Consider the following 11,693-nt stretch of genomic DNA (forward strand, 5'->3'; position numbering starts at 1 on the left):
GGGCGGGACTACGCGGAGCGCCGGGCGCACGAGGCGGGTCGGAGCGCCGGGGGCGGGCGGAATGCCGGAAAGCGAGAGAGGCCCGGGACGGCGGCCGGTGCGGCCGCCGCCGTGATGCCGTCCGGTGCGGCGCGTGAACTGTTCCCGGACCCGGTCGCCCTGGCGCGCGAGGTCTTCCCCGACCCGGTCGACCTGACGTACGAGCTCATTCCGGACCCGGTTCGCCCGCCGCGCGAGACGTCTACCGGCCCGGCAGGTGAGGGGGGTCAGGTCTTTCCGGGTCCGGTGGGCACACCGAGGGCTGCGGGCACTGCAGCGCCGCCGCCGACCAGCTCGTCGACCTTGCGCGGGTCGTTCTCCGGCCCGGCAGGTGAGAGGCGTGAGGTCACGCCGGATCCGGCCGGCGGGGCGCGTGAGGCCTTCTCCGGCCCGGGACGCGAGGGGCGTGAGGGCTTCCGGGGCCCGGTGGGCAGGATGCGCGAGACGTTCCCCGGCCCGGCACGTGAGGTCTTTCCGGATCCGGCCGACCAGGCGCGCGAGACGTTCCCCGGCCCGGGAGGTGCGGCGCCTGAGGCTTTCCCGGACCCGGGAGGTGCGGCGCCTGAGGCTTTCCCGGACCCGGGAGGTGCGGCGCCTGAGGCTTTCCCGGACCCGGGAGGTGCGGCGCGTGAGGCATTCCCGGACCCGGGAGGTGCGGCGCCTGAGGCATTCCCGGACCCGGGACGTGCGGCGCGTGAGGCCTTTCCGGACCCGGGAGGTGCGGCGCGTGAGGCATTCCCGGCGCGTGAGGGATTCCCCGGTGAGGGATTCCCCAGGCCGACCGGTGACGGGCGTGAGGTTTTCCCCGACCCGGTCGCCCTCGCCGGCGCGGTCGGTGAGTCGTTCACGGATCCGGGCGGCCCGACCGTGCCGCCGCACCCGCCCGGGCCCGGGGGTGTGGCCCCGGCCGCCGGTATCGCGCAGACCCCGGCCCGCGCGGACGTCTCCGTACCGCCTCCCCCCGCACCCCGGGGCCCTCGCACCGAAGGCCGCCGGGCCGCAGCACGGAGATCCGCCCAGAAGGCGGCCCGCCGTACCGCCCGGCGGCGCAACCTCACCGCGGGCGTCCTGACCGTCAGCGGTCTGGTCGTCCTGCCGCTGGTCCTGTGGTCCACCGGCAACTCCGGCGACGGCGCGCCGGCCGGTGCCGACCGGGCCACCGGGGAGGCCCCCGACTCCGACGCGGGCGAGGCGAGCCCCGACCCCTCCTGGGCTGATGGGGGCGACGCCGAGAAGGGCGCCCTGCGCGGCCGGCTGCACAACGTCTCCTCGGGCCTGTGCGTGGGCATCGACGGCAAGAAGGCCGTGGCGGGTGGTGAGGCCGAGCTCACGACCTGCTCCGCTGACGCCGCCCAGCAGTGGACGTACGAGACCGACGGGCTGCTGCGCAACGGCGCCGCTCCCGACCTGTGCCTGGACTCGGAGCTCGGATACTCGGTGCGACTGGCCCCCTGCACGGGCGCGTCCCGGCCCGACCCGAAGAACATCCGCTACGACTTCACGCTGCAGGGCACCCTGGTACCCCGCTCCGACCAGGACCTGGCCCTCGCCCCGGCCGCGACCGACGGATCGGGAGCCCTGGTCCTCAAGGCCCGGACGGACGACGAGGTCCAGCGCTGGGTGATCGACACGACCAAGGCCGACCTCCGGATGAAGGCCGTCAACTGGAACGCCGCCGTGCCCGCCCCGCGCCCCACGCCCACACCGCCCCCCACCCCGTCGAAGACGCCCGAGCCCACCCCGACCCCGTCCGCGACGTCCCCGGCCCCGCAGCCGACCCGGAGCAGCCCGGCCGCCACCGACTCGCCCTGCCACCCACACGGCTACTACTGCGACTCCGACGGTCAGAACGGCAACCCGGGCTACGGCTACCCCGGTTACGGATACCCCGGCTACGGATACGGCGGCCGCCGCTGACCGGGCGGGCGCTCAGGCCCCGACGACGGTCAGCGACAGCCACAGGGCCACCACGGCCGGCACCAGCGCCGCCGGTGTGGCGAGCAGCCCGAGCCGGGTGAACTCCCCGAGCCCGACCCGGTTCCCGTGCTGCTGCACGATCCGCCGCCACAGCAGGGTCGCCAGCGATCCGGCGTAGGTCAGGTTGGGGCCGATGTTCACACCGAGCAGCACCGCCAGCACGGCGCCGGGACCGGACCCGGCGGTCAGGGGCAGCAGCACCAGCACCGCGGGCAGGTTGTTGATGAGGTTGGCCAGGACGGCGGCCACCGCGGCCACACCCAGCAGCGTCAGCAGGCCCGATCCGCCGGGCAGCACGCGCCGCAGCGCGTCGGCGAGTCCGTGGTCGACGACCGCACGCACGACCACGCCGAGCGCGAGCACGAACGCCAGGAAGGCCGGGGCAGCGGACCGCACCACCGCCAGGGGGGTGGCCCGCCGCCGCACCAGCGCCCGCCCGGCCAGCACCAGCGCACCGGCCAGCGCGGCCCAGGCCGGCGCGATCCCCACGGCGGAAGCCACCACGAATCCGGCGAGCGTGCAGCCGACGGTGACGAGGGCGAACAGCGGGAGCGGCTCGGGACGCGGCTCGGCGTCGGGGGAGGGGAGGGGCGCCGCGAGTTCGTCGTCGAAGAACCGCCGGAACACCAGGTACTCGGCGGCGATCGCGACCAGCCACGGCAGCGCCATCAGCGCGGCGAAGCGGGTGAAGCTCAGCCCGCTCGCCGTGAACGCCAGCAGATTCGTCAGGTTGGAGACCGGCAGCAGCAGCGAGGCGGTGTTCGACAGATGGGCGCAGGCATACAGATGCGGCCGCGCTTGCACACCCATGCGGGTCGCGGTGGCGAGCACCACCGGAGTGAGCAGGACGACGGTGGCGTCCAGGCTGAGCACGGCCGTGATGACGGACGCCAGCGCGAACACCGCGGTCAGCAGGCGCGTGGGGCGTCCCGCCGCCCAGCGGGCCATCCACGCCCCGCACGCGGTGAACAGCCCCTCGACGTCACAGAAGTGGGCGAGCACCAGCACGGCCGCGAGGAAGCCGACCACGGGCCCCAGCCGCTGGATCTCCTCCCAGGCGTGGTCCGGAGAGATGACTCCGAGGGCGACGGCGATTCCGGCGGCGGGCACCGCCAGCACGGCTTCCGGCAGGCCCTTCGGGCGGGCGACGGCCCAGACGAGCACGGCGGCCAGCAGCGTCACGGACAGGACTTCGGCGAGCGGGGTGTTCAGGGCGGGGTCCTCCGGGGCGCGATCAGGCGGTGCCCGCCCATGAAACCAGGCGTTGGTAAGAGACCCTCGGCGGCCCTGCTCTCCTGGCCAGGCCCCGCTTGCCCGCGGCGAGTGCCGCGGTGACTCAGGTCTCGTCGCCGAGCAGGGCCAGCTCCGCCCAGATCGTCTTGCCCTCGCCGGTGTGTCTGCTGCCCCACCGCTGGGTGAGCTGGGCGACCAGGAGCAGCCCGCGGCCCCCCTCGTCCCAGGTCTTGGCCCGCCGCAGGTGCGGCGCCGTGTGATTGGTGTCGGACACCTCGCAGATCAGGGTGGCCGCGTCATGGATCAGCCGCAGCCGGATGGGCGGGGCGCCGTAGCGGATGGCGTTGGTGACCAGCTCGCTCACGACCAGCTCGGCGGTGAACGTGGCCTCGGTCAGCCCCCAGCGTTCGAGCTGGTCGACGACCTGTTTGCGGATGGGCGCCACCAGGGCCGGGTCGGCGGGGATGTCCCAGGTGGCGACCTGGGAGGACGGCAGGCCGCGGGTGCGGGCCAGCAGCAGGGCCACGTCGTCGCTGGAACCGCCCGGCGGGAGCAGGGTCTGCAGCACGCGGTCGCAGATATCGTTCAGGGAGTCGGAGGGCGCCGACAATGCCTCGCAGAGCATCCGGACGCCCGCGTCGACGTCCCGCTCCCGGCTGACCAGCAGCCCGTCCGTGTGGAACGCCAGGACGCTGCCCTCCCGCAGCTCCACCTCGGCGGACTCGAACGGCAGCCCCCCGACGCCCAGCGGCGGTCCGGAAGGCAGCTCGAGCTGCCGTGCCGAACCGTCCGGCGGTACCAGCAAGGGCTGCGGATGCCCGGCCCGGGCAAGGGTGCAGCGCCGGGAGACCGGGTCGTAGACGGCGTACAGACAGGTCGCGCCCAGTTCTCCGGTGCCGTTGTCGCCGCCGGACTCCTCGGACAGCCGGACGACCAGGTCGTCGAGGTGGGTGAGCAGTTCGTCGGGGGCCAGGTCGATGTCGGCGAGGGTGCGGACGGCGGTGCGCAGCCGGCCCATGGTCGCCGAGGCCTGGATGCCGTGGCCGACGACATCGCCGACGACCATGGCGACCCGCATCCCCGACAGCGGGATCACATCGAACCAGTCGCCCCCGACGCCGGTGCGGGTGGCCGGCAGATAGCGGGAGGCCGCCTCGACCGCCGCCGTGTGCGGCAGCGTGCGGGGCAGCAGGCTGCGCTGCAGCGTGAGGGTCGTCTCGCGCTCGCGGGAGTAGCGGCGCGCGTTGTCGATGCAGACGGCGGCCCGGGCCGTGACCTCCTCGGCCAGCAGCACGTCGTCGGGGGTGAACGCCTCGGGACGCCGGAAGCGGGTGAAGACAGCCACCCCGAGGGTCGTGCCCCGGGCCTGGAGTGGGACGGACATCGTGGAGTGGATGCCGTACTCCTGGATCCGTTGGAAGCGCACCGGATCCCAGGCCAGCCAACGCCCGAGGTCGCCGGAGGAGCCCGAGGCCACGACCGTGTGCCCCGCGACCAGGGAGGCGGTCTGCGGGGAGTTCTCCGGGTAGACGTCCACCTGCCCGGGCTTGGCGACGGCCTCGGGGCTGCCCTTGTTCACCGACTGGTGGGCGGACCGGCGCAGACTCAGCGGCGGGATCGGCGGTCCGGCGGACTCGTGGCCGTGCTCCTGAGGGTCGAGCAGGTCGACGCTGACGAAGTCGGCGAGTGCCGGGACGCACACGTCGGCCAGCTCCTGGGCGGTGCGGGTGACGTCGAGGGTGGTGCCGATGCACTCGCTCGCCTCGTTGACCAGCTGCAACCGCTCGCGCGCGCGGTACTGGTCGGAGAAGTCGTGGGCGGTCACGCACACGCCCCGCACCCGGCCCGCCCCGTCGGTGAGCGGCGCCATCCGGGCCAGCCACGCGTGCGCGCTCCGGTCCTCGCCGGTCGCCTTCATGTACGTCTGCATGTCCTGCCGACGGCCGGTGCGCAGCACCTCGCGCAGATTCTGCTCGAGCTCGGCGTTCGGCGGCCGGCTGCCCACGTCGGTGGGCCTGAGACCGAGCATCCGCCCGGCGGGCAGTCCCAGCAGATCGGCCATGGCCTCGTTGACGCCGCGCAGCCGCAGCCGCTCGTCGAAGATCATCGTGGCGCAGGGCGACTGTGTCAGAGCCATGCGCACCAGCGGGTCGTCCGCGAGCGCGTGGTCGGCGGCCTCCGGCGGGGACACGGCCAGCCAGTCGATCGCCTCCTCCGCGTCCGGCGGTCTGCGGTGGGCGAGCACCCAGATGGTGACGGGGTGGCCGTCGCGGTGGCGCAGGGTGACCGTGCCGCTCCAGCGGGAGTCGTCCGGCACGGTCGGCCGTTCCGCGCCGTCGGCCAGCAGGTCGGCGGCCGGGCGGCCCACGACCTCGGCGGCCGTGTGGCCCAGCAGACGGCGGGCACCCTCGCTCCACTCGGTGAGCGTGCCGTCGACGGCGATGACGGCACGGGCGGCCCCGCCATCGTCCAGCGCCTCGCCCGGACTCATCGTCGCGACTCCATACGGACACTCACAGTGAACAGGGACGTCAGTTGAGTTCCAGCGTAGTCCGTGGGCGCCCGGCGTGGACCGGTAACCCCGGTGCCGCCTTCCCGGCCGGGGCCACGGCACGAACGGGGCCGAGCCGTCCCAGTGGCAGAAGGACGCTCCCGCACCCTTGACAACCGTGTGTGACACCTCGACAGAAGCTGTTTCTTCGCGATCGGTTGTGAGTGTTCCTGGGGCCTGATGGGAGAGCCGCCATGCCGGTCACGCGCAGACCGGTCCTGCTCGCCTCCGCCGCCGCACCCGGGGCCGGGACGCCGCTCGGCGCCCCGGGAGGCGTGGGCCGCCGGGCAGGCGCACGGCGCGTCCGGCCGCCGGACCGTCGCTGTGCGCGACGGCCGGCTCTTCGCGCTGGTGAACCCGGGCGGCATCACCGACCCGGCCGGCGCCTGGGCCCACCTTTCCGGCTTCGACGACTCCGGATGGCGCGAGACCGCCGTCCCGCACGACTGGAGCCCCTCCACGGCGTCCGTACGGACTCCACCCCGGCGAGGCGCGGGGCGCGACACGCATCAGCCGGCTGGGACACCATCCAGGCCGTCCCGGTCCGGGCGGGCGGCGAAACAGCCAGTCCTGTCCGGACCGTTGACGGGGCGTCACATCTGCCACAAGCATGGCCTGCGTCCGCATCTGGGAGCGCTCCCACGCCGAGCGCCGCCCGCACCTCCCGGAGGAGCCCAGACGTGAAACGACGCAGAACCGCCCTGCTGTCCCTGACAGCCCTGCTCGCGACCGCGCTCACCGCGCTGCCGTCCTCGCCCGCCGGGGCCGACGAGGTCGAGCAGGTCAGAAACGGCACCTTCGACACCGCCACCGACCCCTGGTGGACGACCAGCAACGTCACCGCGGGCCTGTCCGACGGCCGGCTCTGCGCCGACGTCCCCGGCGGCACCGCCAACCGCTGGGACGCCGCCGTCGGGCAGAACGACATCACCCTCGTGAAGGGGGAGTCGTACCGCTTCTCGTTCAGTGCGACCGGGACACCCGCCGGGCACGTGGTGCGGGCGATCGTGGGCCTGTCGGTGTCGCCCTACGACACCTACCACGAGGTGACGCCGCAGCTCAGCGTCTCCGGCGACCGCTACTCCTACACCTTCACCTCGCCCGTCGACACAGCGCAGGGCCAGGTCGGCTTCCAGCTCGGCGGCAGCGCGGACGCCTGGCGCTTCTGCATGGACGACGTCTCCCTGCTCGGCGGAGTGGCGCCGGAACCGTACGAGCCCGATACCGGCCCCCGTGTACGCGTCAACCAGGTCGGCTATCTCCCGGCCGGCCCGAAGAACGCCACCCTGGTCACCGACGCCACGGCCGGGCTGCCCTGGCAGCTGAAGAACTCCGGCGGGACGGTCGTCGCCAAGGGCACGACCCTGCCGCGCGGGGTCGACGCCTCCTCCGGGCAGAACGTCCACTCCCTCGACTTCGGCGCCTACCGCACCAAGGGCACCGGCTTCACGCTCGTCGCCGACGGCGAGACCAGCAGGCCCTTCGACATCGGCACGAGCGCCTACGAGCGGCTCCGGCTGGACTCGGCGAAGTACTACTACACGCAGCGCAGCGGCATCGCGATCCGCGACGACCTGCGGCCCGGTTACGGCCGCCCGGCCGGCCACGTGGGCGTGGCCCCCAACCAGGGCGACACCGCGGTGCCCTGTCAGCCCGGCGTGTGCGACCACACCCTCGACGTCAGCGGCGGCTGGTACGACGCCGGCGACCACGGCAAGTACGTCGTCAACGGCGGCATCTCCATCTGGGAACTGCTGAGCACCTACGAACGCGCCCGCACCGCCCGCACCGGACGGGCGGACAAGCTCGGGGACGGCACCCTCGCCATCCCGGAGAGCGGCAACAAGGTGCCCGACATCCTCGACGAGGCCCGCTGGGAGCTGGAGTTCCTGCTGAGGATGCAGGTGCCCGACGGCAAGCCGCTGGCCGGCATGGCCCACCACAAGATCCACGACGAGCAGTGGACCGGCCTGCCGCTGCTGCCCAGCGACGACCCGCAGAAGCGCGAGCTGCACCCGCCTTCCACCGCCGCCACCCTCAACCTGGCCGCCACGGCCGCACAGGCCGCCCGCCTGTACCGGCCCTACGACAGGACCTTCGCCGGCAAGGCCCTGGCCGCCGCCCGCAAGGCCTGGTCGGCGGCGCTCGCCCATCCCGACCGCCTCGCCCCGGAGAGCGACGGCATCGGCGGCGGCGCCTACCCCGACAGCGACGTCACCGACGACTTCTACTGGGCGGCGGCCGAGCTGTACCTCTCCACCGGGGAGAAGCGGTTCGAGGAGTACGTCCTGAAGTCCCCGGTCCACACGGCCGACCTCTTCAAGCCCCTCGGCTTCGACTGGGCCCGCACCGGCGCCGCCGGCCGGCTCGACCTCGCCACCGTGCCGAACAAACTGCCCGGCCGGGACAAGGTGCGCCAGTCCGTCGTCAAGGGCGCCGACCGCTACCTGGCCACGCTCAAGGCCCACCCCTACGGCATGCCGTACGCGCCGGACGGCAACACCTACGACTGGGGCTCCAGCCACCAGGTCCTCAACAACGCGGTCGTCCTCGCCACCGCGTACGACGTCACCGGCGCCGCCAAGTACCGGGACGGCGCGCTGCAGAGCATGGACTACGTGCTGGGCCGCAACGCGCTGAACATCTCCTACGTCACCGGCTACGGCGAGGTCAGCGCGCAGAACCAGCACAGCCGCTGGTACGCCCGCCAGCTCGACCCGAAGCTGCCCAGCCCGCCGCGGGGCACCCTCGCGGGCGGACCGAACTCGAGCATCCAGGACCCCTACGCACAGAGCAAACTCCAGGGCTGCGTCGGCCAGTTCTGCTACATCGACGACATCCAGTCCTGGTCGACCAACGAGCACACGATCAACTGGAACGCCGCCCTGACCCGCATGGCCTCCTTCGTGGCGGACCAGGGGTAGGGACCGGACAGCGCCGCCGCCCGCGTGCCGGGGGAGCCCGCCGACAGGACGCCCCCGGCACGCGCGCGTAGCCTGGTGGCATGCCAGCGGTGCGGGTCGACGGCATCGAGGTCGCGTACGACCGGGTGGGCCAGGGCCCGCCCCTCGTGCTCGCGCACGGCGCCACGGCGGACGCCCGGCTGTTCCGCCCCCAGGCCGAGGACCTGGCCGACGAGTTCACCGTCGTCGCCTGGGACGAACCGGGCGCCGGCCGCTCCTCCGACGTACCCCCCGCCTTCACCCTGGCCGACTACGCCCGCTGCCTGGCGGCCGTCGTCGAGGACGTGGATCTGGGACCGGCGCATGTCCTCGGCGCGTCCTGGGGCGGGACCGTCGTGCTGGAGTTCTACCGGCACCACGCCGAGCTGGTGCGGACCCTGCTCCTCGTCGACACCTACGCGGGGTGGAAGGGCTCACTGCCCGCGGCGGAGGTGCGTTCCCGGGTCGAGGGGGCGGAGCGCATGCTCGCGGTCCCGGCCGAGGCGTTCGCACCGACCATGCCGGGACTGTTCGCCGGGCGGCCCCCCGCCGAAGCCGTCCGCCTGCTGTCCGTGATGTCGGCCGACACCCGCGCCCAGAGCATGCGGACCGAGCTCACCGTCATGGTCGAGGCCGACCTGCGGGATCTGCTGCCGAAGATCGAGGTGCCGACGCTCCTGTTGTGGGGCGAGCTGGACGCCCGCTCACCCGTGGATCCCGTCGCCCACCAGTTCCTCGCGGCGATCCCGCAGGCCACGCTGGTCGTGCTCCCCGGCATCGGGCACCTCAGCAACATCGAGGCACCCGAGCCGTTCAACCGGACCGTCCGGGAGTTCTGCCGCGCTCACTCCTGACCGGCGCCCCGCCCGTCGCCCGCCGCCGGCAGATGGGCGAGCTTGTCCGGGTTGGCCACCACGTAGATGCCGCGCACCCGGTCGCCCTCCGGGGTCAGGTCCAGGACCAGGACCGCGAACGGGGCGTCGCCGTCGAACAGCACCGCCGCGTCGTCGCCGTTGACACGCCGGTAGCGCCAGACCGGGTGGTCCGGGCCGCCGCGCCCGGCGGTGAGCAGACGGGTCACCTTGTCCCGGCCGTGCACCGGGCGCAGGCTCGCCCGCCGGCGCTTGCCGCCCGCATCGGTCCACGCCGTGACATCCGGCGCCAGCACCTCCATCAGCTCGGCGATGTCCCCGCCGAGCGCCGCCCGCACGAACCGCTCGGTCGCCTCCCGCCGCACCCGCGGATGTGCCTCGTACCGCGGCCGCCGCGCGTGCACGTGCTCCCGGGCCCGGTGCGCCAACTGCCGCACGGCGGCGGGGGAGCGGTCGATGATCTCCGCGATCTCGGCGTGCGGGTAGCCGAACACCTCACCCAGCACGAACACGGCCCGTTCCAGCGGTGTCAGCGACTCCAGCACCACCAGCATCGCCAGCGACACCGACTCCGCACGCAGGGCCGGGTCCTCGGCGGTCCCGGTGTCCGCACCGACCAGGGGCTCGGGCAGCCACGGGCCGACGTACGTCTCCCGCCGACGGCTGATCACGGCGCGGCGGCGCAGCGCGTGGTTGACCGCCACCCGGACGAGGTAGGCGCGCGGGTTGTCCACGCCGGCCAGGGGGGCGCCCCCGCCGCGTGCCGTCCAGGACAGCCATGTCTCCTGCAGGACGTCCTCGGTGTCGGTGACGCTGCCGAGCATGTTGTAGACCACGCCGAACAACAGCTCGCGATGGTCGACGAACACGCCGGTCGCCGCGTCGAGCGGGGTGCCGGTGCCGGTTTCGGAGATCTCGGTCATGCGTGTGCCTCCCGTGGATGCGCTCACCCCTGTGAGCCGGACAGCGCGCCCAGGTATGACATCGCACGGCTCGATGTGACCCACGTCTCAGCGGGCTCTCGTCCCCGGTACCTTCGGGCATCCTCCCTGACCTGGGGATATTTACCAGTCAGTACCCGAGCGGTACCGTGAAGGCATGCCAGCTCTCAACGTGGAGTTCAGCGACCGCGAACTTGAGGACCTGCGGCAGATCGCCAAGGAGCGCGGTACGTCCATGAAGGCCCTCGTGCGCGAGGCGGCCGCGGCCGACATAGCCCGCCACCGGGCCCTGCAGGAGGGCGCGGAGGCCTTCCGCCGCTTCTTCGCCACCCACGCCGACGAGTTCGCCGCCGCGTTCCCCGACGACGAACCGCCCGCCAAGGGCGAAGGGCGGGCCGCCTGACCCATGGCACCCGTGATCCATATCGACGTGCCCTGGCTGCTTCAGCGCCATGAGGAGGTTCTGCCGGACCAGCCCACCGTCAACGACTTCTCCGCGCTGGTCGCCGCCGTCGCCCGGCACCGCGTCGACCCGCCGCGGCTCGGCGTGAACTCCGACCCGGCCTGGCGAGCGGCCGCGCTGCTGCACACCATCACCGTGCTCCGGCCGCTGCCCTCGGCCAACGCCCGCTTCGCCTGCGCGACCGCCGTGGCGTACATGTTCGTCAGCGGCGTCGGTATCGACCCGCCCTACGGCGCCCTCGTCGACCTCGCCCGCGACCTGCTGTCCGGCACCACCGACGTCTACGGCGCCGCGGACCGGTTGCGCTCCTGGCAGATCTGAGGAACCGGACCCGGCGCCCGATCACACAGGCCGCAGGGAAATGTCGAAAACGGGTGCGATCCACGCACATCCGTTCCCCGTTTCTGACTTTCTGTCAATGGCGGGGATGTTGTCCGGGCGCCTTGTTGGCCGTGTGGGGGTTGTGCAAGAGTGAAACGCGCGTGCGGGGGGAATGGCCGGGTGTCGCACGTGATTTGTGGACCACGTCCGATTCGCCGTCGGTGAATTCGCACCTCCCGCGCCCCGCCATAAAAGGTACGCACCTACCGGGCCTCCTTTTCGGCGGCAGGACTTCTGTGTGTCACATGCGTGGGAAGGAACCATCTCAGTGCCCACCCCCCACCCCCCTCGTCC

9 protein-coding genes are annotated in these 11,693 nt (G+C 73.2%); 5 read left to right on the top strand and 4 right to left on the bottom strand.

Annotated elements, in window-relative coordinates; genetic code table 11:
• Positions 1–266 precede the first annotated feature (266 nt).
• Positions 267–389 (bottom strand): hypothetical protein, encoded by a 123-nt coding sequence (locus K4G64_RS40785; protein WP_260461424.1) that lies wholly within the window; start codon positions 387–389, stop codon positions 267–269.
• A gap of 517 nt (positions 390–906) precedes the next feature.
• On the opposite strand from K4G64_RS40785, the gene K4G64_RS40790 reads away from it, so the two are divergent.
• A complete protein-coding gene (locus tag K4G64_RS40790) occupies positions 907–1,956 on the top strand; it encodes an RICIN domain-containing protein (RefSeq protein ID WP_308122577.1) in 1,050 nt (349 codons plus the stop codon).
• A 12-nt stretch (positions 1,957–1,968) separates the two neighbouring features.
• Here the strand turns inward: K4G64_RS40790 and K4G64_RS35405 are convergent, their stop codons facing one another.
• On the bottom strand, positions 1,969–3,228 hold the full coding sequence (locus tag K4G64_RS35405; RefSeq protein ID WP_221759998.1) for an arsenic transporter: 1,260 nt from the start codon (positions 3,226–3,228) through the stop codon (positions 1,969–1,971).
• Positions 3,229–3,352: 124 nt separating this feature from the next.
• Positions 3,353–5,740: a SpoIIE family protein phosphatase gene (locus K4G64_RS35410; RefSeq protein WP_221759994.1), complete on the bottom strand. Its 2,388-nt coding sequence runs from the start codon at positions 5,738–5,740 to the stop codon at positions 3,353–3,355.
• A 740-nt stretch (positions 5,741–6,480) separates the two neighbouring features.
• On the opposite strand from K4G64_RS35410, the gene K4G64_RS35415 reads away from it, so the two are divergent.
• Positions 6,481–8,724, top strand: coding sequence for a glycoside hydrolase family 9 protein (locus tag K4G64_RS35415; protein WP_221759995.1), 2,244 nt, complete (start codon positions 6,481–6,483; stop codon positions 8,722–8,724).
• An 80-nt stretch (positions 8,725–8,804) separates the two neighbouring features.
• A complete protein-coding gene (locus K4G64_RS35420; RefSeq protein ID WP_221759996.1) occupies positions 8,805–9,596 on the top strand; it encodes an alpha/beta fold hydrolase in 792 nt (263 codons plus the stop codon).
• Here the strand turns inward: K4G64_RS35420 and K4G64_RS35425 are convergent.
• Positions 9,587–10,537, bottom strand: a complete 951-nt coding sequence (locus K4G64_RS35425) for a sigma-70 family RNA polymerase sigma factor (RefSeq protein WP_221759997.1) — start codon at positions 10,535–10,537, stop codon at positions 9,587–9,589. The two genes, K4G64_RS35420 and K4G64_RS35425, sit on opposite strands and share 10 nt — an antisense overlap.
• A 175-nt stretch (positions 10,538–10,712) precedes the next feature.
• Between K4G64_RS35425 and K4G64_RS35430 the strand changes: the two genes are divergently transcribed.
• Both K4G64_RS35430 and K4G64_RS35435 read left to right on the top strand, forming a co-directional pair.
• Complete coding sequence (locus tag K4G64_RS35430; protein ID WP_030845137.1) at positions 10,713–10,958, top strand: hypothetical protein; 246 nt, start codon at positions 10,713–10,715, stop codon at positions 10,956–10,958.
• A 3-nt stretch (positions 10,959–10,961) separates the two neighbouring features.
• The gene (locus K4G64_RS35435) at positions 10,962–11,339 is read left to right on the top strand and encodes a hypothetical protein (RefSeq protein ID WP_031110699.1); all 378 of its coding nucleotides are present in this window, start codon (positions 10,962–10,964) and stop codon (positions 11,337–11,339) included.
• The last annotated feature ends 354 nt before the right edge of the window (positions 11,340–11,693 follow it).

The organism is Streptomyces sp. WAC04114 (assembly GCF_019733245.1).
Classification (GTDB): Bacteria; Actinomycetota; Actinomycetes; order Streptomycetales; family Streptomycetaceae; genus Streptomyces; species Streptomyces massasporeus_A.